Consider the following 23,027-nt stretch of genomic DNA (forward strand, 5'->3'; position numbering starts at 1 on the left):
TTTTTACTTTATATCTTTTAACTAATTTATTAATTCTTGGATATTTTATTATTATAAGTTGTTAAGTTTAGATGTTTTAGTGTTTTTATGGCTTATATTATTAATCCTTTAGGTATTCTTGTTATTGATTTGGATGGAACTTTATTGGATACTAATTATACTAATCTTATATTATATAAAGATGTTTTAAGCAATAAGTTTGGAATGTCTCACTTAATAGAGTTGCTATAAAAATTTTAAATAACTGTTTGTAAAATCCATTATCTGCAGTAGAATTACTTAAAATAAAAGAGTATAAAGAACAAATTTATTCTAAATATTTAAATTTAACAAAAGTAAATTATTTACTATATTATCTAATATTAGAATTGCATAAAACAAATAGAATTATTTTATTGACTAATACTAATAAAAATAGAGCTGATGAGCTTATAAAATTTTTATGATTTACAAAATTATTTTTCTTATATCTATTATAACTCTAGCAGAAATAAGTATTATAATTTGAGCAATAATTTAAATTTGGTTCCTAATAATCTTATTGTTTATGATGATGAAACAATTGAAATTTAAAATGCAAGAATGCGTAAGTAAAATTATATTATCAAATTTTTATATAGGATAAAATATGCAAAAATATAATATATTTGATTTTACAATTAGTAGAAATGATTTTTATCTAAAAATATAAAAGCCTTTTATAGCTTAGATTATATTGGTAATTTACGTGTTGATTGTGAAAATTTAAAAAAGAATCCTGCTAGATTTATTTATACTATTAAAGAGGATTTTTGCAAATCAAAAGTTCAAGGTAAATTTGATAATACTTCAAATATATGTTTTAGATATATCTATACTTTTTTATCAAATATTGATTTGCTTAAATGGTCTTTTAAGCATTCATATTATGTTTGTTTGGTTTCTGAACTATATGCTAATAATGAAAAAATACGCTTTAGAGATAGCTAGGTTTGTGTGAATAATTTAAAAGATTCTATAATAAAGATGGTATTGATTTTTTCTTAGAGTTAAAGATGATGAGTGTTTGTATATATTGCTTCTAAATTTGTACAAAAATGGAGTCGTGATTGCAAGTGGATTAGCATTTATATGTGATGGTATTGCTCATAGGGCTGCTTTTAAATTTAATATGCTAACAGTTACGATTTTACCAAGTAAGATAAAAGAGATTATCCCTAAACAAAATACTGATTTGGCAAACCAAATATCTATTAATGGTGGATTGATTATTAGTAGATATTATAAAGATACTTTAAATTTTAAAGAACAAATGAGTGGATGTGTGTAAAGAGATAGATTGCAAGTGTTATTTAGCGATATGATGGTTTTAACTACTAGCTATAGCAAAAGTGATGCTAAAAAGAATAAAAAGTTAAATAGTTAATGGTTCAAGACACGTTATAAAAAATCTAAAAATTATGGTATAAAATTTGCTGTTATATATGATGAGAAGCTTTATAATAGTAAGCAGTTTAATTTAAATATGGAATTTATAAACAAATATAAAAATTATCATGATACATCTGGGATAAATAAAAATATACGATAATTTAAGTTTATAAGCTCTCAAAATACTAAATTAAGCTATACTAAATTTAAGAGTATTTAAATTTGAAATTCTAAATTAATAATGGATTATATTAAATAAAGATAAAGATAATATAAATTTATCTTTATAAATAATTATTTGATTTAGTTTTATTTTTTTCTTAAATTTAAAATAGTTAATATTCTCATTTTATAAGTTTTTATATTTTATTGGCATAACAAAAAATATGTAAATAAAATATAAAATTGGTAAAAGATGGAAATTTGAGTATTTTTAAAGCTAAATTTAGCTATATTAACAATAAAAATTATTATTTGGATATATAGATGGAATTTGGTTTTATGCAACTTTTTTATGCATTTTTGCTTACGCTTTTTGCTGGGTTTTCTACTTCAATTGGTGCAGTAATTGCATTTTTTAGTAAAAAGGATGATTATAGGCTTCTTAGTATTGGGCTCGGATTTAGTGCTGGAGTGATGATTTATATCTCATTTATGGAGATTTTGCCTAGTTCGATGGATGATTTTGCTAGAATTTTTGAAAGTAAAAATGCTGAGTTTATAGGACTTTTAGCATTTTTTAGCGGAATAGTTTTAACTGCTTTAATTGATAAATTTATTCCAAGCGATTTAAATCCTCATGAACCAAAAGATAGCCTTGATGAGCTTAAATTTTGCCCACTTCCAAAAAGTAATGAGCCACGTCCAACCTATCATCCAGGAATTAGTCAAAAGAGCTTAAAGAGTTTAAAACGAACCGGGATTATTACTGCTTTTGCTATTGCGATACATAATTTTCCTGAGGGATTTGCGACATTTATTAGTAGTGTTGAGTCGTTAAGTTTTGGGCTAGCAATTGCTGGGGCTGTAGCATTACATAATATCCCTGAGGGATTAGCAGTTTCATTGCCAATATATCATGCTACTGGAGATAAAAAGCGAGCTTTTGCCTATTCGTGTTTATCAGGACTTGCTGAGCCTATTGGCGCAATTGCTGGAGCATTGATTTTGATGCCTTTTATGAATGAGACAGTGATGGCTAGTGTTTTTGGTGTTGTTGCTGGAATTATGGTTTTTATTAGCTTTGATGAGCTTTTACCAGCAGCTAGGAGTTATGATAAGGCACATGATAGTTTATATGGTTTAGTTGCTGGTATGGTGGTAATGGCAGTGAGCTTGATTTTACTTGGGATCTAAATTTTTGTATTAATTTTAGATCCATAATTTAGCTAATTTATTTTTTTATCTTAGTAGTACGGTATAAGAAACTAAATACTTCAGCGACGGCTTTGTATAAATTTGGTGGAATTTCTTGATTAATATCAACTTTGCTTAGAATCTCGACTAAGTCGCTATCTTCTCTAATGGGAACTTTATAAATTTTGGCTGCTTCAATAATTTTATTAGCTACTTCACCTTTGCCGCTAGCTAGAACCATTGGAGCATTGTTTTTATCTTTATTATAACCTAGAGCAACTGCCTTTTTAATTTTTTTTGCCATCTTATGCCTTTTTGTTAAATCCAAAATCAAATGCCCTGTCAGCTTGATGATACGGGGCTTTTTTAGGTTTATGAACCAAAGTAAAGCTACTAACTATTAACCCCAATCCAGTGATTGCGCTTTTTAGTTCTTTACTAGCACTTAGGATTAGGTTTTTAAATTCAGCCGTACCAGTAGCAATACTAATATCGATATATTTGTTATCGCTTAAGGCAATTACGATATCAACATTACCAAAATGAGTAAAATTTAGATCAATTTTAGCGTAGAAACGTTTCTTTTTACCTTGTTTAAAAGCTACGCTACTACTCTCAAGCGCATCCCATGAGTATGGTAAGTATGTTTGAAGCGAATTTTGTGCATAGCTAATTAGCTGGTGCATTTCGATTTGAGTTAAAAGTCTATTTATATTCTGATTTAACGCAGCCTGATTTGGTTGATTGGCTGTGGCTTCTTTTAGGGCTAAAAGTGTGGCTTTAACATCGTTTTGTAGTGTTTGAGTAGCTAGATTTTTATCATTTGGAGTGATATTTGCTATATCAGCTTTAGCTAAATTTGTAGCTTTTATCAATTCTTTTAGTTCAGCTAGATGGCTTTTAGCATCTTGGCTATTTTTATCAAAAAAGTTAATAATATTTGATAGCTTTCTAGCAGCCATAGAGAGTTTATCTTGTAGATTTAGATTATTAGCATCAGTGTTAATATGTTGTATGAAATTACTTAAATTTGTGCTATTTTGAGATTGATTTAGACCGCTTATTAGACTTTCTAAATTTGGCGTAGATTGAGTGGTTTGTGCTATTGTAGCACTATTAATCTGGCTTAGCTGTGTAGATTCTAGCATAGCTGAGAGGCGATTAGCACTGGCTGCTATATTGTTTGATAGCTTAAATTCTTTTATATCAAGAGCGGGATTATTTATATTGGATTTTAGTGAATTTAACTCAGCTTTGATATCTAGAAGCATTTGGCCTAGCTGCGTACTTAGAGGTTTGACATTTTTTAAATTTGGGTGGTTAAAATTAATCTGTGATAGCGAAGTTTCTATATTTTTGATTATATTTTGACCTTGGTTTATAGCTCGTGATATATTTTGCTCTATTGAGAGTGGATTTTTGGGATTAGTTTGAATTTGATATGCGATTTTATCAAGGAATTTCGCCATATGTTCTAGCTTAGTATTTGCATCTAAAAGTGGCTTAAAATTTGAGTTTTGTATAATTTGGTTATTTTTTAATTTATTTTTTTGTAAAATTTCTAAAAGTGCATTAAAGCTCTCTTGTGGACTACTTTCTTTGGTATTTGCAAGACCCATAAAGGCTAGCGTAAGATCTTTATTAGTAGTATTTTTCATCAGTGATAAAAGTTCTTTAATGCTTGATGGCAAAATTTCAGCCTTTAGAGTTTGGGCGAGTTTAGCCTCTAGCATTATGCCTGTATCTTTGATAGTTTGGGCAATGTTTGTTGTTTTAATATGCTCAACTGGCTTGATAAAACTTTCAAGCTTTGCACCAAGTTGACTTAGCTTCGGGTCTGATTTTATAGAATTTAAAAGAGAGGCTAGATCTTTGGCTAAATTTGGTGCTACTTGCGATGATTTTATCTGGGCTAAGGCATTTTGTTTATATGTTCCATCATCGATATTAGCCTTGAGTGCATTTAATAGTTTTGATGTGAATTTATTTAATTCTAAATCGAGTTTAGTCTGCTCAATTACAACACCTTGGGTTGGTTTTTTTAGTATGGTTTTGCCATCATTTAAGGTAGTTGTATTACTAGTCTCTTTAGATGATTTTTTATCATCTTTGGTTTGGGTTGGTTGTTGGGTTGGGGTATTATTTACTATTATCATCATTTAACTCATCAAAAATCACACTATGACCACCGTGGCGAGTAAATGCCACCTCTTGGTCTTTGGGTACATTTTTTTGAAATGTAGCAAAGATTATCAAAAATGCCAACAGTGTAATGTAGTAATATATAAAAGCTGTAGCGCCAAATTGGTTTATTAAAAATCCTATAATTATTGTAGATAAAAATGAACCTATTAAGTAGTTAAATAGTAAAGCTCTTACAACTTCGACATAAGTAGTTTTATCCGTTACAACATCGTTTGCCCTAGCTAATGCTAGTGCGTAAAGTACAAATATTCCAAAACCTAAAAAGAAAACAATAAGATACTGTAAAGCAATATCTGGGTTAATAAATATAAATATAAGACACGCTAGAAGTGCTATGCTAGAGGCTAAAATAATAGCAAACTTTCTACCAAATTTATCAGAAATAGTTCCAAATATAGTATGTGCCATAAATCCGCCACTCATTCCAATAATTATAAAAATTCCAGCTTGTGCTGGGGTATAGCCTTGGGTTATTATAAATAGTGAAGCCATTGAGAAAAATCCATTCATTGTAAGACCAGCAATTATACTTGTAGCAAGCGCTAATGGGGCGATATTGTAAATTTTAGGCAAGCTAATACTCATTGCTTTTGGGATTTTAGGTGATTTGATTTTAAGAAAATTTAATGGAATTGAACCTAAAATGATTGCAATTGTGCCAATTAAAAATACCTTCGTAGTGCTTAAATCCATACTCATAATCACAGCGCCAATGGCAAAGGCGCTATAAAAGATAATTTCATAAAATCCAAGTACCCTTGAGCGAACAGAATTTGAAATCTTCTCATTTAACCAACTCTCTACAATTAATACAATACTATAATAGCAAAACCCTAGCATAAATCTTAAAATAGCCCAAAATATGAGATTTTCACTTATATCATGAAGTAGGGCTGAAATGGCAAAAAGCGCAGTAAATATAGCATAAGCTCTCATATGTCCTACATGTGAAATTAACCTATGCGATATAATTGTACAAGTAAGCGCTCCCATAAAAAAGCAAGAAGTAATAAGGCCAATTTGCGTATTTGAAGCTCCTAATTCATTTAGTAGAACTCCAGCAGAACTAACAACTAACCCACTAGCTATAAATATAAAGCTAACTCCTATAAATAAAGCACTAAGAGAGGTTATAGCTCTTTTACTTCCTGCCATAAAATACTCCAGCGCAAAATACACCAAGAGGCATTAAAGCAAGTCCGGCTAAAAATGCGATTGGTTCTAAAATTCCGTGCCTAAGCAAAACAAAAAAGGCAATAATTAAAATAAAATAGCTAAGCAGCCTAAGCGGTTTAAAAGCACCTAGAATATCTATTTTACGAAATTTAGCTAACTTTTTATCACTTTTGGTAGTAAAATTTTTCTCATTTAAATTTGTAATATCAACATTTAAATTGTCTGAATTATCATTGTTTTTAATCTGCTCATCTTCGCTATCTTCAAAAAGCTCAAGTTCTTGCTCGCTTAATTGATAATTAACACTTTTATTCTCAACTCTACTCTTATATCCAAAATAACTAGCAAATAAAATAAGCGTAGAACAAATAAAAGCCACTTGAGAATTCAAAAGCTCAACCGCCCCAAAAGCCGAAGTAATAGCTATCAACAATAGATCCAAGATTAGATAAAATATAGCTAAATTTTTAAATTTCATCTCTTTTCTTTAAACTCTTCATAGCTTTTAACTTGAGATTTATAGGCTTTATAGATATTATTTATCGCAGCGCCAACACCTATGAAAATACCAACTCCAAGTCCCCAGTTTGAGCCTGTTAGCTCCTTTAATCCCCAGCCGATGCCAAAGCCTATAAGCACCGCAACTACGATTGAGATCCCAAGGCTTAGGCTATCAGCGGCTTTTATTGCGGTGTTTATCTTTTTGCTTTTTTGGCTCATAGTGATTTAAAACTCTCTTTTATGGCTTGTGCGGTTTTGTCTAAGCTAGTTTGGCTTAGAGGCTTGCAAACAAAGCAAGTTTCAAACTGACTTGGTGCTAGGTATACTCCACGCTTTAGCATTTGAGCGTGGAATTTGGCAAATAAATTTGTATCGCTTTGTAGGGCTTGAGTGTAGTTAGTAACAGGATTTTCATTGAAGAAAAATCCCCACATAGACCCACGCACTTCAACTTGTAATCCAATCCCGCTCTCATTAGCAGCTTCTAGCATACTATCTGTGATAAATTTGCTTTTTTGCTCTAGTTCATCATATAAATTTGGCATATTATAAATTTTATTTAACGCAGCTAGTCCTGCAGCCATAGCAACAGGATTACCACTTAGCGTCCCAGCTTGATACACTCCACCAAGTGGGCTAATTAGCTCCATTATATCCTTTTTGCCAGCATAAGCAGCACAAGGCATACCGCCACCAATAACCTTACCAAAGGTAACTATATCAGCTTCAATCTTATTTAATCCATAGCTACCAGTGGCACTAGCTCTAAATCCACTCATAACTTCATCAAAGATTAAAACCGCACCATTTTCATCACAAATCTTTCTAAGCCCATGTAAAAACTCATCGCTACCAGGCACCAATCCCATATTTCCAGCGATTGGCTCAACGATAATAACGCCAATATCACCATTTTTAAAGCACTCTTCAACACTATTTAAATCATTATATTTAGCTAGATGAGTATTTTTGACTATATCATTTGGGACGCCTAAGCTACTTGAATATCCAAAAGTGGTAGCTCCACTCCCAGCTTTGACTAATAATCCATCGCTATGGCCGTGATAGCAACCTTCAAATTTGATTATTCCATCTTTTTTACTATATCCACGAGCTAATCTAATAGCGCTCATAGTAGCTTCAGTCCCGCTACTAACAAAGCGAATTTTATCTAAATGAGGGAATTTAGATAATACTAATTTCGCAAGCTCAGTCTCTAATAAGCATGGCGCACCAAAGCTTAGGCCCTTTTTAGCCGTTGATATCACAGCATCTTCTATATCCTTATCACAATGCCCAAAGATGAGTGGCCCCCAGCTTAAAACATAATCAATATACTCATTATTTTCAATATCATAGATAAACTCACGCTCACCCCTATCTATCATCACAGGAGTAGAACCAACTGAACCAAAGGCACGAACAGGCGAATTTACACCACCTGGGATATATTTTTGTGCTTTTTGGAATTCATCTTTATTTCTCATCTTTTTTATCCTTATTAAATGAAGTTATGTATTCAAATAAATTTAAAATCTCATTTTGAGTAAGAAAATATGATGGCATAATGCCTTTTGAGTCTGTGACTGCAGATTTGAATTTATCGAATTCAAGATTATTTATGCGTGGTGCCATCAAAGACCTCTCCTCATATTTATTAGTTTTTTTATTAAATGCTTTGTATTTTACTATCAAAGCACCATCCCCTTTGCTTCCATGACACTTGTCACAGCCGATTCCACGAGGATTTTTATATAGCATTTTAGCATATTCGCTCTCAGTAATAAACTCTTCACTAAAAGCAAAAGTAATAAAAAGCAAAAAAAAGCCAATAAATTTCATAAATCTCACCTGAGTTTAATTTGAATTTAGGTATGATACAATTTTTGTAATTAAAAAATGCATAAAAGGATTAAAAATGCAAATAATTGATGGTAAAGAGATAAGTAACAGAGTAAAAGAGAGAGTAAAAGCTGAAGCTATAGCTTTAAAAGATATGGGAATTACTCCAACTTTAGCAGTTATTTTAGTAGGTGAAGATAAAGCTAGTCAAACTTATGTTGCAAGTAAAGAAAAATCTACAATAGCTTGCGAAATGGGTTCAGTAGCTCATAAATTACCTGAATCTACTACTCAAGACGAGCTTTTAGCTTTGATTGAGCTTTTAAATGCAGATGATAGTATAGATGGAATTTTAGTTCAACTGCCGCTTCCAAAACATATAGATAGTAATAAAATTTTAGAAGCTATTGATCCAAGTAAAGATGTGGATGGATTTCATGCTATAAATGTAGGTAGATTAAATAGCGGTCTTGATGGATTTGTGCCTTGTACGCCACTTGGGATAATGGAGCTTTTAAAAGAGTATAACATTGAAGTTAGTGGCAAAAATGCCGTGGTAATAGGAAGAAGTAATATAGTAGGTAAGCCAATGGCAGCACTGCTACTAAATGCTGGGGCTACTGTGACTATAGCTCACTCTAAAACTAAAGATTTAGCAAAAGTTTGTCAAAATGCCCAAATTATAGTAGTTGCTGTAGGTAAACCAAATTTTTTAACTGCTGATATGGTAAATGATGGAGCAGTGGTAATAGATGTGGGTATAAATCGTTTAGATAATGGTAAGTTAGTAGGTGATTGTGATTATGAGAGTGTAGCACCTAAATGCTCTATGATAACTCCTGTACCAGGTGGAGTAGGGCCAATGACAATTGCTATGCTACTTAGCAATACGCTAAAATCAGCAAAAAATAGAAAATTAAAAGGTTAAGCTTTGAGAAAAATTTTATCGAAATTCTATAATTTTTGTAGTAGTTGGACGGGGACTATAATTATAGTTTTGTTTATAATATTTTTTATCGCTCAAGCATTTGTAATCCCTAGTGGCTCTATGAAAAATACTCTTTTAGTTGGAGATTATCTATTTGTAAAGAAATTTTCTTATGGAATTCCAACGCCACATATCCCTTTTGTAGAAATTCCAGTTTTACCTGATAGCGATGGTGATGGGCATTTGATAGCTAGTGATGGGCCAAAGCGTGGTGATATAGTAGTTTTTCGCTATCCAAAAGATCCTAAAATTCACTATGTAAAGCGTAATTTTGCTACTGGAAATGACGAGGTTATATTTGCTCCAAGTGCAATGTATCTAAGACCAAGCGGTGGTGATGATGAGATAAATAGTAAATTTAAAGATGCTGATATTGTAATATTAGGTGGTAAAAGATTTATAAAAGAGCCATATAAGATGGCTGGAATTCACTATGATAATAACACTGATAAAGATAATTATGGTGGATTAGAAGCTGATACATTTACTATTGCTGGTATGGTGGATTTTGCTATGAGTGAGATTATGGTGCCAGAACTGCCTAAAATTAATGGATTAAATTTCAACGCATATTATTTCAAAGTGCCACAAAATGAGTATTTCATGGTAGGTGATAATAGAGAAAATAGCAGCGATAGTAGATTTTGGGGTTCTGTGCCTTATAAATATATAGTTGGCAAGCCGTGGTTTGTCTATCTAAGCTATGATGAAAATTACAAAATTCGCTGGGAGCGTATCGGACGCTTAGCAAGTAGCTTAGAAGAGATGGCAAAATAGATAGGTTGGCTAAGTTGATTAACTAAAAGCCAAATTTATATCATTTTATATGATATAATCAGATAATTTTAATTTAAAGTAGGTTTAGATGAATATTTCTAAGATTTATATAGCAAGTGATCACGCTGGATATGAGGCTAAGATGCAAGTTAAGAGTATTTTAGAAAATATGGGCGTATTGGTGATAGATTTAGGAACTGATAATGCTAAAAATAGCGTGGATTATCCTGATTTTGCTGCTTTAGTGGCTAACAGTATTAAAAGTAATGATGAATTTGGTGTACTAATATGCGGTAGCGGGATTGGTATATCTATAGCAGCTAATCGCTTTTCTCATATACGCTGTGCTTTGGGTCATAATGCTACTATTGCAAGACTATCTAGAGAGCATAATGATGCAAATGTGCTGTGTTTTGGTGCTAGAGTAGTTGGCGCTGAGATTATCAAAGATATGGTTGAAGTATTTTTTACTACTGAATTTAGTGGTGGTAGGCATCAAAAACGAGTTGAAAAACTAGGAGTTTGTCAATGTTCTTAGATTGGATTTTTTATACATTTTTTATTTGCTGTAGCCTTTATTTGGTTGTTATGGTATTTTATTATAAAACTTTACTTAAAAAAGAGCGTGCTATGCGTGATTTTGTTAAGAACAATCTAGATGATACTGAAATAATAATTCGCAAATTGCAAGTTCAACTTCAAAGAAGTCTTGGGAATATAGATATTTTAACCGATGAATTAAATAAAATTAAAAGTGATGTAAGCAGCTTAAGAGCTAGAAATTCTCAATACAGAGTAGAAAATGACAAATTAAGAGCTAGAATAAAAGAGTTAGAGGGCAAAATCGAAGCGCTATTGTAAAATAAATTTATTTATAGAAGGACTAGTGTGTATAGTTTATCACAAGAACAAAAAGATTATTTAGATTCAATTATTAGAAAGATTGCTGATTTTCCAAAGCCTGGAGTGATATTTCGAGATATTACTACGCTTTTAGGCGATGGTAAGGCATTTAATCTTTTAATCTCTCATCTCTATGATAGATATAAAGATAAAGATATTGATTATGTAGTTGGGATCGAGAGCCGTGGCTTTATCTTCGGTGCGGCTTTGGCTGATAGGCTTGGGGTGGGATTTGTGCCTTTTAGAAAAAAGGGTAAATTACCAGGTGCTACTATCTCTGAAAAATACTCATTAGAATATGGAGTAGATGAGATTGAAGCGCATATAGATGCCTTTAAGCCTAGAGCAAATCTATTATTAATAGATGACCTTATAGCTACAGGTGGCACGGCTAAGGCGGCTTGTGAGCTTATTTTAAGACTTAATGGAAATTTGGTTGAAATCATCTCTATAATAGATATTGGAATTGGTGGGTTAAAAGAGCTTAAAAATTATGCGCCAATTTATGTGGTATTACAGGAGTAGGATATGGAAGAGTTTTTAAAGAATTTATTATATGAGTATCAAAATTTCGCCTATCTTATTATATTTTTATGGTGTATTGCCGAAGGAGAGTTGGCGCTTATTTTAGGCGGGATATTTGCTCATGAGGGGCATGTGAATTTAGGGCTTATAATATTTGTGGCTGGACTTGGTGGATTTGTGGGAGATCAAATTTATTTTTATATTGGTCGCTATAACAAAAAATATATCCAAAAAAAATTAGCCAAACAAAGACGCAAATTCGCCGTCGCTCACCTACTACTTCAAAAATTTGGCTGGCCGATTATCTTTATGCAGCGTTATATGTATGGATTTCGCACTATTATACCTATGAGTATAGGAATCACTAGATATAGCGCTAAGAAATTTGCTTTTATAAATTTAATTAGCGCTTGGGTATGGGCGGCTATTACGATACTTTTGGCTTGGCATTTTGGTCAGCTCATTTGGGCTGGGATAGAGTGGGCCGAGTCGCATTGGTATTTTGCGGTGCCAATTATCGGTGGATTTTTGGCTTCTTTATTTTTTGGTTTAAAATATATGGAAAAACGAATCTTAAATGAAAGGAAAAAGAGAAGAAATGAATGTTGAATTAGTAGATAAAAAAATAGCTGATATTTTGGCTGATTATGAGGTAATTTTTATTGTTGATAAGAATTTGAGTCATAGATTTGTAGATGATCTGGGTGAGTTTGATTTTTACTCTTATAAGGGTGATGGGGTTTTAAATTTGCCTAGTAAGAGACGGATTTATGTAGGTATTAAAAATCTTGATTTAAATTCTCTTAGATTAGCGAGTGCTACGGCTTTTAATGCTATTAAAGAGCTTAATATCAAAAGTGTCAAAATCGCTAGTTATAGCGGGGATTGCGTTAAGATGAGTTTTGAGGCTATGGTTGAGGGATTTTTGTTAGCTAGTTATAAATTTGATAAATACAAAAGCGAGAAAAAAGAGAATAAAATAGAAAAAATTCTAATCTCAACTGAGGATTATAATAGCAAAAAGATCGCCCTAGATGAAGCGCAAATCGGCATAGATCACGCTCATATCATAGCTGAAGCGACTAATTTTACAAGAGATATAGTAAATGAAATTCCAGAGATCTACACCCCGCAAAAGATGGCCGAAGATGCGAAAAATTTAAGCCTAAGCTATGCTAATATAGAGTGCGCTATACATGATGAAAACTACCTAAAAAGCCAAAATATGAATGCCTTTTTAGCGGTTAATAAAGCCTCAATTCATCCACCACGCCTAATACATTTAAAATACACCCCAAAACAGAGCATTAAAAGAGTTGTATTTGTAGGTAAGGGTCTTACATATGATAGTGGTGGGCTAAGCTTAAAACCAGCTGATTATATGCTAACTATGAAAAGCGATAAGAGTGGTGCAGCGGCTGCTATGGGAATCATAATGGGAGCGGCTAAGATGGAGTTGCCATTTGAAATTCACGCCGTTTTGGGTGCGACTGAAAATATGATAGGTGGAAATGCGTATAAGCCTGATGATGTGCTAATTACTCGTAGTGGAGTTAGCGTAGAGGTTAAAAATACAGATGCTGAAGGCAGGCTTGTTTTGGCTGATTGTTTGGATTGGGCGCAAAGTGAGCTTGACCCAGATCTTCTTATAGATATGGCGACACTTACAGGTGCTTGTGTTGTAGGGCTTGGTGAATATACTAGCGGAGTTATGGGAAATAGCTATGAGTTACAGAGTGAGTTTAAAAATTACGCTAGTAGAAGTGGAGAGTATCTAACTGTTTTGGAATTTAATGATCATCTAAAAGAGCTTATAAAAAGCGATATAGCCGATATCTCAAATATCTCTTCAAGTAGATATGGTGGGGCTATTACAGCTGGAATCTTTTTGGATAAATTTATAAAAGATGAGTATAAAGATAGGTGGTTACATCTTGATATCGCTGGGCCTGCTTATGTAAATAAAGCATGGGGATATAATCCAGCTGGGGCTAGTGGAGCTGGAGTTAGAGCGTGTTTATACTATCTACAAAAATTAGCTAGAAATCATCAAAAAGGTCAGAATTAATGGGATTATCAGTAGGTATTGTAGGTTTGCCAAATGTGGGTAAATCAACTACATTTAACGCACTAACAAAAGCTAGTAACGCTGAAGCGGCCAACTATCCATTTTGTACGATTGAACCAAATAAGGCTATAGTGCCAGTGCCAGATCCTAGGCTTGATGAACTAGCTAAAATCGTAAAACCAAACAAAATTCAACACTCTGTAATTGAATTTGTAGATATCGCAGGGCTTGTAAAGGGTGCTAGTAAGGGTGAAGGGCTTGGGAATAAATTTCTTTCTAATATTAGAGAGACAGAGGTGATCTTACACATGGTAAGGTGCTTTGAAGATTCTAATGTTACGCATGTAGAAAATAGCGTAGATCCAATTAGAGATATCGAAATTATCGAAACTGAGCTTATACTAGCTGATATAGAGCAACTTGCTAAAAAGATTGAGAAATTAACCAAAGAGGCTAAAGCAAATGTAAAAGGCGCTAAAGAGAGCTTAGAGTGTGCTAAGGCCTTAGCAGATCATTTAGATAGTGGCAAGAGTGCGGCGTTGTTTAGTGAATTTGATAGTGATGTTTTTAACGCTTTAAATAAAGAGCTTAGACTTCTTTCAGCAAAAGAGGTTATATATGGTGCCAATGTCAATGAAGATGAAATTTCTATCGATAATGAGTATGTAAAAAAGGTAAAAGAATACGCCAAAGAGCGTGGGGCAGAGGTTATCAAACTTTGTGCTAAGATAGAAGAGGAGCTAATAGGGCTAGATGATGCTGAGGCTAAAGAGATGCTAGAGAGCTTAGGAGCGAGTGAGAGTGGATTAGAGAGCATTATACGCACGGCATTTGCGAAGCTTGGGCTTATTAGTTATTTTACAGCTGGGGTTGTGGAAGTTAGGGCTTGGACTATTCACAAAGGGTGGAAAGCCCCAAAGGCTGCGAGCGTGATACATAATGATTTTGAAAGAGGTTTTATCAGAGCTGAAGTTATCAGCTATGATGATTATATCGCTTGTGGCGGTGAAGCCAAGGCTAAAGAAGCTGGCAAGATGAGATTGGAAGGTAAGGATTATATCGTTAATGATGGCGATGTGATGCATTTTAGATTTAATGTGTGATAATTCAATCCGAATTTAGAGAGATCTAAATTCGGATATATTCTATATATTAATTTTAATTTAAAAACTTATTTTTCAATTATTAAAAATTTATAAACTATTGTATAAATTGAGCTAAAGTACAAGATATTTTATTTATATATTTTTATAATTTTATTTAGTATTTATGATAATAAATATCAAATATTTTGTAAATTTTAAATTGCTAAAATTTATTATATATAGCTTAAATACTGATTTTACCATATATTTTTTGATTTTAATAAAAATATAAAAAGAGTATTAAAGTCTAAATTTAATTAAAATATATTATATAAATAATTATATATCAAAAAAATTTTAAGTAGTAAAATACAAATAAATGTATATAATAACACCAATTCTACATTATTTTAGAAAGGTCGAACATGGATAGACGAGATTTTATTAAAAGCTCAGCTGTTGCAGCTGCGTGTTCAGCAGCTGGTCTTACTGCGCCTAGCGCACTAAGTGCTGCTAACAAAGAGCAAGATTGGCGTTGGGATAAAGCAGTATGTAGATTTTGTGGTACTGGTTGTGGTATTGTCGTTGCTACTAAAGATGGTAAAATAGTTGCGGTAAAAGGCGATCCATTGGCTCCTGTAAATCGTGGTTTGAATTGTATTAAAGGCTATTTTAATGCTAAGATTATGTATGGCGAAGATAGAATTACTAAACCACTTTTAAGGGTAAATTCTAAGGGTGAATTTGATAAAAATGGTAAATTCGTTGAAGTTAGCTGGAAAAGAGCATTTGACGAGATGGAAAAACAATTTAAAAGAGCTTATAATGAGCTTGGACCAACTGGTATTGGTGTATTTGGCTCTGGACAATATACTGTCCAAGAGGGATATTCGGCTGTTAAGCTAATCAAAGGCGGTTTCCGCTCAAACAATATTGACCCAAATGCTAGACACTGTATGGCTAGTGCGGTTGTGGGTTTTATGCAAACTTTTGGTATAGATGAACCCGCTGGTTGCTATGATGATATAGAGCTAACTGATACAGTAGTATGCTGGGGTGCTAATATGGCGGAGATGCATCCAGTTTTATGGGCTAGGGTGAGCGATAGAAAACTTCAAAATCCAAATAATGTAAAAATTATAAATTTATCTACATTTTCAAATAGAACATCAAATATCGCTGATATGGAGATTATCTTTAGACCACAAACTGACTTAGCTATATGGAACTATATCGCTAGAGAGATTGTATATAATCATCCAGAAGCTATCGATGAAAAATTCGTAAAAGAGCACTGCGTATTTACTACAGGTCCAGCTGATATTGGTTATGGTATGAGAGATAATATCAACCACCCTAAATATCTACCAAGTGAGCTAGATACTGCAGCCAAAGAGAGATCTAAAGTATTAACTGAAGCTGAAGGCGTAACACTAGCATATTTAGGAATGAAAGCCGGTGATACAATGGAAAATAAACACACAGCCACTCCAGATGCTCATTGGCAAATTTCATTTGATGAGTTTAAAAAGGCTTTAGCGCCATATACACTTGATTTTGTAGCGAAATTAGCCAAAGGTGATGATAATGAAGATTTAGAAGAGTTTAAGAATAAACTTCAAACTCTAGCAAATTATTATATAGATCAAAAACGCAAAGTTGTGAGCTTTTGGACTATGGGTATGAATCAGCATACTCGTGGTACTTGGGTAAATGAACAAAGCTATATGGTGCATTTCTTACTAGGCAAACAAGCTAAACCAGGCAGTGGAGCATTCTCGCTAACAGGTCAGCCAAGTGCCTGTGGTACCGCTAGAGAGGTTGGGACATTCTCACACCGCTTGCCAGCAGATATGGTCGTAGCCAATCCAAAACATAGAGAGATTACAGAGAAAATTTGGAAACTTCCAGCCAAAACTCTAAACCCAAAACCAGGTGCGCCATATATGAAAATTATGCGTGATCTTGAAGATGGTAAGATTAAATTTATTTGGGTACATGTAAATAATCCATGGCACAATACCGCAAATGCTAACCACTGGATTAAAGCGGCAAGAGAGATGGATAACTTCATAGTAGTGAGCGATCCATATCCAGGTATTAGTGCTAAGGTAGCTGATCTTATCTTGCCAACAGCTATGATATATGAAAAATGGGGAGCTTATGGTAATGCTGAGAGAAGAACTCAACATTGGAGACAACAAGTCCTTCCAGTAGGCGAGGCTATGAGTGATACATGGCAATATATGGAATTTAGCAAACGCTTTAAGCTAAAAGAGGTTTGGGGTGAGCAAAAAATCGATAACAAACTAACACTTCCAAGTGTCTTAGATGAAGCGGCTAAATTAGGCTATACCCCAGAATCAACTCTATATGATGTGTTATTTGCTAATGCTGAGGCTAAATCATTTAGTGCTGATGATGCCGTTATAAATGGATTTGATAATACTGAAGTATTTGGTGATAGCAGAAATGTAGTTGGTAGCGATGGCAATGTATTTAAAGGCTATGGATTCTTCGTTCAAAAATATCTTTGGGAAGAGTATAGAAAATTTGGCGTAGGCCACGGTCACGACCTAGCAGATTTTGATACATATCATAAAGTTAGAGGTCTTAGATGGCCAGTTGTAGATGGCAAAGAGACTCAATGGAGATTTAATACAAAATATGATGTATATGCGAAAAAAGCAGCTCCAGATAGCGATTTTGCTTTTTATGGTAACGCAGGTGGTGCTCTACCAAGTGGGGATTTGACCAAGGTTACTAACCCTGAAAAAACATCTATTAAAAATAGGGCAAAAATATTCTTTAGACCATTTATGGATGCACCAGAAACTCCAAGCAAAGAGTATCCACTATGGCTATGTACAGGTAGGGTGCTAGAGCACTGGCATAGTGGTACTATGACAATGCGTGTTCCTGAGCTATACCGTGCTGTTCCAGAAGCGCTTTGCTATATGAATGAAGAAGATGGCAAAAAAATCGGCGTAGCTCAAAATGATGTCGTATGGGTAGAGAGCCGCCGTGGCAAAGTAAAAGCTAGAGTGGATTTCCGTGGTAGAAATAAACCACCTGTAGGCTTGGTATATGTGCCTTGGTTTGATGAAAATGTATATATTAATAAAGTTTGTCTAGATGCTACTTGTCCATTATCTAAACAGACAGACTTTAAAAAATGTGCTGTAAAAGTCTATAAGGCCTAAAATGCAAAGGCGAGATGCTATCAAGACGGGTTTTAGTTTAGTTGGACTTTTAGCTGCTAGCTCATTTGTTTATAAAGAGTATGCAAATGCTAAGCCTGTGCTTAAACTGCGTCCGCCTGCAGCTTTGGATGAAGATGAGTTTTTGACTCGTTGTATTAGGTGCGGGCTATGCGTTGAGGCGTGTCCTTTTGATACGCTAAAACTCGCTGAATTTAAAGATAGTGGCGTAGGTATCGGAACTCCATTTTTTACCCCAAGGGATATTCCTTGCTTTATGTGCGAAGATATTCCTTGTGTAGTTGAGTGTCCAACAGAGGCGCTAGATCCTAAGCTAGTTACAAAAGATGGAGCTTTGGATATTAATATGGCTAAAATGGGTGTAGCGGTTGTAGATGAGAAGAGCTGTGTAGCCTATTTTGGAATTCAATGTGATGCGTGTTATCGTGCTTGTCCATTGATAGATAAGGCTTTATTGATAGATTATAAACGCAATGAAAGAACTGGCAAACACGCATTTTTATTGCCAATTGTAGATAGTGATTATTGTACTGGATGTGGTAAGTGTGAAATAGCATGTATCACAGATAAAGCCGCAATAACCGTGCTTCCAAGAGATATGGTTATGGGTAAGTTGGGTAATAACTATGTAAAAGGCTGGGTAGAAGGTGATGATGCTAAACTAAAAGATGCTGATACTAAAATGCATTTAGATAGCAAAAAGGGTATTAAGTATCTAAATGGAGATGAGCTATGAAATTTACAATTGCTAGAAGAGTAGTTCAATTAACTATTTTGGGATTGTTTATAGCTGGAAATATATATGGCGTAAATATCTTAAAAGGAAATTTAAGTAGCTCAGAGCTCTTTGGCGTGATAGGTCTTAGCGATCCATATGCTTTGCTTCAGCTATTTTTGGCTGGATTTAGTGTGGGAAGTGCAAGTGTAATTGGAGCTTTGATTATGGTTGTCTTTTATGCTTTGATAGCACCTAGAGCATTTTGTTCTTGGGTCTGTCCAGTAAATATTCTAACAGATCTTGGTGCATACATAAGAACAAAGCTAAAAATTGGCAAAAATATGGTTAATATAAGCTCAAATTCAAGATATTATCTATTTGTGCTGAGCTTGATATTTAGCTTTGCTTTTAGCATAGCAGCCTTTGAAAGTATAAGCTATATAGGGGCTTTTACTAGAGGTGTTGTATATCTTAGTGGATCGGCTATTAGTATAGCTATCATAATTATTTGTATAGAGGCTTTTTTAGGTAAGCGATTAATATGTGGTCATTTATGTCCTTTGGGAGCATTTTGGGCATTAGTTAGTAGATTTAGCTTAATACGCATCTATCACAACAGTAAAAATTGCACTCATTGCAATAAGTGCAAAGTTGTTTGTCCAGAGATGCAAGTCTTGGATATAGTAGGTAAACAAAGTGGCAATATAAGAAGCGAGTGTATAAGTTGCGGACGTTGCGTAGAGGCTTGCGATGATGATGCACTTAATTTTAGTATATTAAAATTTAGGAGAGAACAATGAAAAAGGTTTTGCAAAATGTTTTACTTAGTGCGACTGCAGCACTAGTTTTAGCAGCTTGTAATTTGAGCACAGGACAAGGCTCAGCAGTAGAAGATACACAAATTGGCCTTAGAAGTGTGGAACTTAAAGATGAAGTTAATGTAAAAAATCCAGTAATTACTTGGAAAGGCGATCTGCCAGGTAACAATGAAGTATATGAAAGAAGCTATGAAAATGCTCCGCCATTAATTCCACATAGCTTGGAGGGTTTGTTGCCTATTACAATAGAGTCTAATATGTGTTTGACATGCCACACTCCAGAAACAGCTAAAGAAATGGGTACAATTCCAGCTCCACAAAGTCACTATATGTACCTATCAACTGGTAAAAAAACAAAAGAAATCAATAAAGAGAGATTTAACTGCGTTCAATGCCACGTACCACAAGCAGATGCTGAACCGCTAGTTAAAAATAACTTTAAAGCTGATTTTAGAGATGGTGAGGGTAATAGATCATCTAATCTTATTGATGTTTTAAATCAAGGTATTAAATGATAGATAGGCGAAATCTCTTTGCTAAATTTAAGCAAAGAGAGCCTAGACTTATTGCACCGCCATATTTTAGCGGAGAGTTTGATTGCATTAACTGCCATGCGCCTTGTGTGTCTAGTTGCCAAAGAGAACTTTTGGAGTTTGATGATGGTAGAATTAAATTTAACCAGTATAAGCTTGGTTGTAATTTTTGTAAAGAGTGCGCTATAGCGTGTGAATCTATAGGTAAGAGTGTGTTAAATTTGGCTTATCCGGCTAAAATAAATGCAAGCGTAGAGATAAATACGGCAACTTGTTTGGCTTGGAATGAGGTTATATGCTACAACTGCTTAGATATTTGTAAATTTAGAGCCATAGAGTATTTAGGAATGTTTAGGCCTACTGTTAATGATAGGTGCGTAGGGTGTAGTGAGTGCGTAAGCGTATGTGTAAATAACTCAGTAATTGTAAGGGGAAATTGATGAGATTTTTTGTAGTTTTATTTATGGCTATTACATTTTTATGGGGTAGTTTTGAGTTAAAATTACCTGCAAATGCTGTAAGTGTCAAGCTTGATAAGGATGAGCTATTAATAGGGCTTGATAATGGTGAGCTTTATAATTATAGCATAAAGACTCAAGAGCTAAATAAGATGATAGATCTACCAAAGTTCTCAAATTATTTTGATAATGATATAGCACCAAAGATTTTTAGTATTGACAAACTTGGCGAAGTGGTAGCTATTTTGTATGAGAGCGATAATGGAACCAAGTCGCTTGGTATTTTAGAAAATGGAAATTTAAAGAGCTTTAAAATGCATACTGATGGAGTTAAAAAGATATTTTTACTCGATAGTAATAATGTAATTTTTGTTACTTTAAGTAGCGAGGTTGAGTATTATAATTTTAGAGAAGGTAAGGTTGTTTTTGAAAATAAATTAACTACTTCAAGTACTGGAGATGCTGCTTTTGATAGAAAAAATGGTATTATAGCTATTGGGATTGAAGGTGGTGTGATATTTTATTTTGATACTAAGCTTAAAAGAGTTGTAAAGCAGATAAATGCCCAAAAAGATACAATTTATAGCGTTGGTATTGATGGCAAATTATTAATTAGTGGTTCTGCTGATAAAAAATCATACTTTAATAACGGCTCAAAAGAGTTTTATTATGAGGCTAAATTTTTAGTATATTGTGTTGGAATAAGTAGTGATAAGGGAGCATTTAGCACAGAAAATAGTATAAAAATTATTGATAAAAATGGTGAAATAATTAAAAATATAGAGTATGATGGAGCTTCATTAAATTATTTAATTTTTAATGATGAGTATCTAATTGGTTCAAGCTATGATAATAAAATATATTTTTGGAGTATGTAATGAATAATATATCAAGTGTGGTTATAACTCTAATGAATCCTAATCTTTGCGAAGAAGTAGCTACAAAGATAGATAAGATTTCAAACTGCGAAGTAGCTGCTAAAGAAAATGATAAGATAGTAGCTATCATAGAGTCTGCAGATTTAGATGGAGAGTTGGCTACTTTTAGAATGTTAGAACAAATAGAAGGCGTAAGTACTGTAGCTATGATATATAGCTATCAAGATTTAGAAGGCGATATATCTAAAGCCAACTCAAATGATATAGGTAGTATAGTACGCAAAATAGATGAAATGGATGTTAAAGATATAAAATATAATGGCAATCCAAATATTTGATTTGGATTAATTGTATATAAAACTAGGTTTTTTTAAGCTCCTGTATTGGAGCTTAAATCAGATTGAGTTATATCATTTTGTGATAGAATTTGCATATTTTATTAATTCTTCACGCAAAGAGTAGATATCATCTGGTGTTTGAATATCATATCTTTTATCTTCACCATTTTGATCTGGTATGATAATATAAGATCCATTTGGACGATAATAAATTCTACATACCCATTTTGTTGTTTTATTATATAGATAAACATAAAAATAACTTCTTGTATCTTTATAATTCACATCGCTTGCTTGAATGGTTGGACTACAAACAAGTATGGAGCGCACAATATAAAATGACTGCAACTCTTCTTCTGTTGTTATTATTTGATTATCTTCTGCTGTGTTTATGTTGCTTTCTTCTATTTGGGATTGTTGCGAGTTATTGTGTGATTGATTTTGCTTAATTTGAGCTTGGATACTATCGATTTTTTCATTTGCAATGTCATTTATCATATTGGTAAATACTCTTTTGATATGAGATCTAAATTTATCTAAGACATTTCCAGTTATTCTATTGCTAGTAATTTTTTGAGCAAAAAATCTAGTAAAATCATCACTAGGATTTTCTATTTCTTGTTTAAATATATCTCTGATTTTATTATGATATATTTGCTCTGTAGCCATAGATGATAGGTCATCTATATTTAGCTTATCACACTTAAATTTTTCCAACTCTTTTAATTTGCTATCTATTAATTGATTCATATTGATAAGCAAGAAAGGAGTTAAATCCATTATATTAGGTTCTTGGCTATCAGTATAAAATCTATACTCTATACCGTTTGTCAATATTGCAAATTTAGCCTTAGTAACATTAAAATAACGCATAAGTTGATTACAATGAGTGTCTAAATTTTCACTATGATGCTTAGCTTCGATCAATATTAAAGGAGAATCATCTTTTAATATAGCATAATCAACCTTTTCTCCATTTCTTGTTCCGATATCTGCTGTAAATTCTGGTACTACCACAGATGGATCGGTTGCATCATATCCTAAAATTCTAAGAAATGGAACTATAAAGCTCATCTTTGTAGCTTCTTCAGTTAGCACTCTATCTTTTGTATTTTCTATCCTTTTAGAAAGTTTTAAAAGCTCTTCTTTAAACTCAGCCATTTTTACTCCTTGCTAATTTTGCGTAATTTTAGCAAATTTAAAATAAATAATCAAATTTAAATTCAG

The 23,027-nt window shown here is 33.1% G+C and carries 25 protein-coding genes; 17 read left to right on the top strand and 8 right to left on the bottom strand.

Going from position 1 to position 23,027, the window contains the following annotated elements:
• Positions 1-1,054: 1,054 nt before the first annotated feature.
• On the top strand, positions 1,055-1,309 hold the full coding sequence (locus CIGNP103_RS00005; protein ID WP_336526465.1) for a DNA-processing protein DprA: 255 nt from the start codon (positions 1,055-1,057) through the stop codon (positions 1,307-1,309).
• A gap of 587 nt (positions 1,310-1,896) precedes the next feature.
• Positions 1,897-2,766: a zinc transporter ZupT gene (zupT, locus tag CIGNP103_RS00010; protein WP_086224646.1), complete on the top strand. Its 870-nt coding sequence runs from the start codon at positions 1,897-1,899 to the stop codon at positions 2,764-2,766.
• Between the two features lie 37 nt (positions 2,767-2,803).
• On the opposite strand, the gene CIGNP103_RS00015 is transcribed toward zupT, so the two are convergent.
• From CIGNP103_RS00015 to CIGNP103_RS00045, 7 genes are read right to left on the bottom strand one after another with little or no spacing between them, the layout of a single operon-like run.
• On the bottom strand, positions 2,804-3,070 hold the full coding sequence (locus CIGNP103_RS00015) for a FlhB-like flagellar biosynthesis protein (protein ID WP_086224645.1): 267 nt from the start codon (positions 3,068-3,070) through the stop codon (positions 2,804-2,806).
• Position 3,071: 1 nt separating this feature from the next.
• Positions 3,072-4,922: a flagellar hook-length control protein FliK gene (gene fliK, locus CIGNP103_RS00020; RefSeq protein WP_236847400.1), complete on the bottom strand. Its 1,851-nt coding sequence runs from the start codon at positions 4,920-4,922 to the stop codon at positions 3,072-3,074.
• The gene (locus CIGNP103_RS00025) at positions 4,906-6,126 is read right to left on the bottom strand and encodes an MFS transporter (protein WP_086232176.1); all 1,221 of its coding nucleotides are present in this window, start codon (positions 6,124-6,126) and stop codon (positions 4,906-4,908) included. Before CIGNP103_RS00025 ends, fliK begins: the two co-directional genes overlap by 17 nt.
• Positions 6,113-6,625 (bottom strand): hypothetical protein, encoded by a 513-nt coding sequence (locus CIGNP103_RS00030; protein WP_086224642.1) that lies wholly within the window; start codon positions 6,623-6,625, stop codon positions 6,113-6,115. The genes CIGNP103_RS00025 and CIGNP103_RS00030 overlap by 14 nt, the downstream gene beginning before the upstream one ends.
• The gene (locus CIGNP103_RS00035) at positions 6,622-6,867 is read right to left on the bottom strand and encodes an AtpZ/AtpI family protein (protein WP_086224641.1); all 246 of its coding nucleotides are present in this window, start codon (positions 6,865-6,867) and stop codon (positions 6,622-6,624) included. The genes CIGNP103_RS00030 and CIGNP103_RS00035 overlap by 4 nt, the downstream gene beginning before the upstream one ends.
• Positions 6,864-8,135 carry a glutamate-1-semialdehyde 2,1-aminomutase gene (gene hemL / locus CIGNP103_RS00040; protein ID WP_086241372.1) on the bottom strand — a complete coding sequence of 424 codons (1,272 nt, stop codon included), beginning with the start codon at positions 8,133-8,135 and terminating at the stop codon, positions 6,864-6,866. The genes CIGNP103_RS00035 and hemL overlap by 4 nt, the downstream gene beginning before the upstream one ends.
• Positions 8,125-8,490, bottom strand: coding sequence for a c-type cytochrome (locus CIGNP103_RS00045; RefSeq protein ID WP_086224639.1), 366 nt, complete (start codon positions 8,488-8,490; stop codon positions 8,125-8,127). Before CIGNP103_RS00045 ends, hemL begins: the two co-directional genes overlap by 11 nt.
• Before the next feature lie 76 nt (positions 8,491-8,566).
• Here CIGNP103_RS00045 and folD point away from each other — a divergent pair, with 76 nt between their 5' ends.
• The 15 genes from folD to CIGNP103_RS00120 all read left to right on the top strand — a co-directional run bounded on the left by folD (position 8,567) and on the right by CIGNP103_RS00120 (position 21,800).
• Positions 8,567-9,418 carry a bifunctional methylenetetrahydrofolate dehydrogenase/methenyltetrahydrofolate cyclohydrolase FolD gene (gene folD / locus CIGNP103_RS00050; protein ID WP_086241371.1) on the top strand — a complete coding sequence of 284 codons (852 nt, stop codon included), beginning with the start codon at positions 8,567-8,569 and terminating at the stop codon, positions 9,416-9,418.
• 3 nt (positions 9,419-9,421) lie between these two features.
• Complete coding sequence (gene lepB, locus CIGNP103_RS00055; protein WP_086268364.1) at positions 9,422-10,255, top strand: signal peptidase I; 834 nt, start codon at positions 9,422-9,424, stop codon at positions 10,253-10,255.
• Positions 10,256-10,343: 88 nt separating this feature from the next.
• Positions 10,344-10,793, top strand: a complete 450-nt coding sequence (gene rpiB, locus CIGNP103_RS00060) for a ribose 5-phosphate isomerase B (protein ID WP_086224636.1) — start codon at positions 10,344-10,346, stop codon at positions 10,791-10,793.
• Positions 10,784-11,116, top strand: coding sequence for a hypothetical protein (locus tag CIGNP103_RS00065; RefSeq protein ID WP_086224635.1), 333 nt, complete (start codon positions 10,784-10,786; stop codon positions 11,114-11,116). Before rpiB ends, CIGNP103_RS00065 begins: the two co-directional genes overlap by 10 nt.
• A 27-nt stretch (positions 11,117-11,143) precedes the next feature.
• The gene (locus tag CIGNP103_RS00070) at positions 11,144-11,683 is read left to right on the top strand and encodes an adenine phosphoribosyltransferase (RefSeq protein ID WP_086268365.1); all 540 of its coding nucleotides are present in this window, start codon (positions 11,144-11,146) and stop codon (positions 11,681-11,683) included.
• A gap of 3 nt (positions 11,684-11,686) precedes the next feature.
• Entirely contained in the window at positions 11,687-12,292 is a 606-nt protein-coding gene (locus tag CIGNP103_RS00075) for a DedA family protein (protein WP_086232168.1), read from the top strand.
• A complete protein-coding gene (locus CIGNP103_RS00080) occupies positions 12,282-13,751 on the top strand; it encodes a leucyl aminopeptidase (protein ID WP_086268366.1) in 1,470 nt (489 codons plus the stop codon). Before CIGNP103_RS00075 ends, CIGNP103_RS00080 begins: the two co-directional genes overlap by 11 nt.
• Entirely contained in the window at positions 13,751-14,854 is a 1,104-nt protein-coding gene (gene ychF, locus CIGNP103_RS00085; RefSeq protein ID WP_086268367.1) for a redox-regulated ATPase YchF, read from the top strand. The genes CIGNP103_RS00080 and ychF overlap by 1 nt, the downstream gene beginning before the upstream one ends.
• A 407-nt stretch (positions 14,855-15,261) precedes the next feature.
• Entirely contained in the window at positions 15,262-18,039 is a 2,778-nt protein-coding gene (napA, locus tag CIGNP103_RS00090; RefSeq protein ID WP_086268368.1) for a periplasmic nitrate reductase subunit alpha, read from the top strand.
• Position 18,040: 1 nt separating this feature from the next.
• Positions 18,041-18,793 carry a ferredoxin-type protein NapG gene (gene napG / locus CIGNP103_RS00095; RefSeq protein ID WP_086224629.1) on the top strand — a complete coding sequence of 251 codons (753 nt, stop codon included), beginning with the start codon at positions 18,041-18,043 and terminating at the stop codon, positions 18,791-18,793.
• A complete protein-coding gene (napH, locus tag CIGNP103_RS00100; protein ID WP_086241365.1) occupies positions 18,790-19,575 on the top strand; it encodes a quinol dehydrogenase ferredoxin subunit NapH in 786 nt (261 codons plus the stop codon). Before napG ends, napH begins: the two co-directional genes overlap by 4 nt.
• Positions 19,572-20,108: a nitrate reductase cytochrome c-type subunit gene (locus CIGNP103_RS00105; protein ID WP_236845186.1), complete on the top strand. Its 537-nt coding sequence runs from the start codon at positions 19,572-19,574 to the stop codon at positions 20,106-20,108. Before napH ends, CIGNP103_RS00105 begins: the two co-directional genes overlap by 4 nt.
• Positions 20,105-20,566 (top strand): 4Fe-4S ferredoxin, encoded by a 462-nt coding sequence (locus tag CIGNP103_RS00110; protein ID WP_086224627.1) that lies wholly within the window; start codon positions 20,105-20,107, stop codon positions 20,564-20,566. Before CIGNP103_RS00105 ends, CIGNP103_RS00110 begins: the two co-directional genes overlap by 4 nt.
• Entirely contained in the window at positions 20,566-21,462 is an 897-nt protein-coding gene (locus CIGNP103_RS00115; RefSeq protein ID WP_086232162.1) for a hypothetical protein, read from the top strand. Before CIGNP103_RS00110 ends, CIGNP103_RS00115 begins: the two co-directional genes overlap by 1 nt.
• Positions 21,462-21,800 carry a chaperone NapD gene (locus tag CIGNP103_RS00120; protein ID WP_086232161.1) on the top strand — a complete coding sequence of 113 codons (339 nt, stop codon included), beginning with the start codon at positions 21,462-21,464 and terminating at the stop codon, positions 21,798-21,800. Before CIGNP103_RS00115 ends, CIGNP103_RS00120 begins: the two co-directional genes overlap by 1 nt.
• 72 nt (positions 21,801-21,872) lie before the next feature.
• Here CIGNP103_RS00120 and CIGNP103_RS00125 read toward each other — a convergent pair whose 3' ends face one another.
• Positions 21,873-22,961, bottom strand: coding sequence for a type I restriction endonuclease (locus CIGNP103_RS00125; RefSeq protein WP_086228081.1), 1,089 nt, complete (start codon positions 22,959-22,961; stop codon positions 21,873-21,875).
• Between the last annotated feature and the right edge of the window lie 66 nt (positions 22,962-23,027).

Origin of the sequence: Campylobacter sp. P0103 (assembly GCF_002139545.1) — a bacterium.
Taxonomy (GTDB): domain Bacteria; phylum Campylobacterota; class Campylobacteria; order Campylobacterales; family Campylobacteraceae; genus Campylobacter; species Campylobacter devanensis.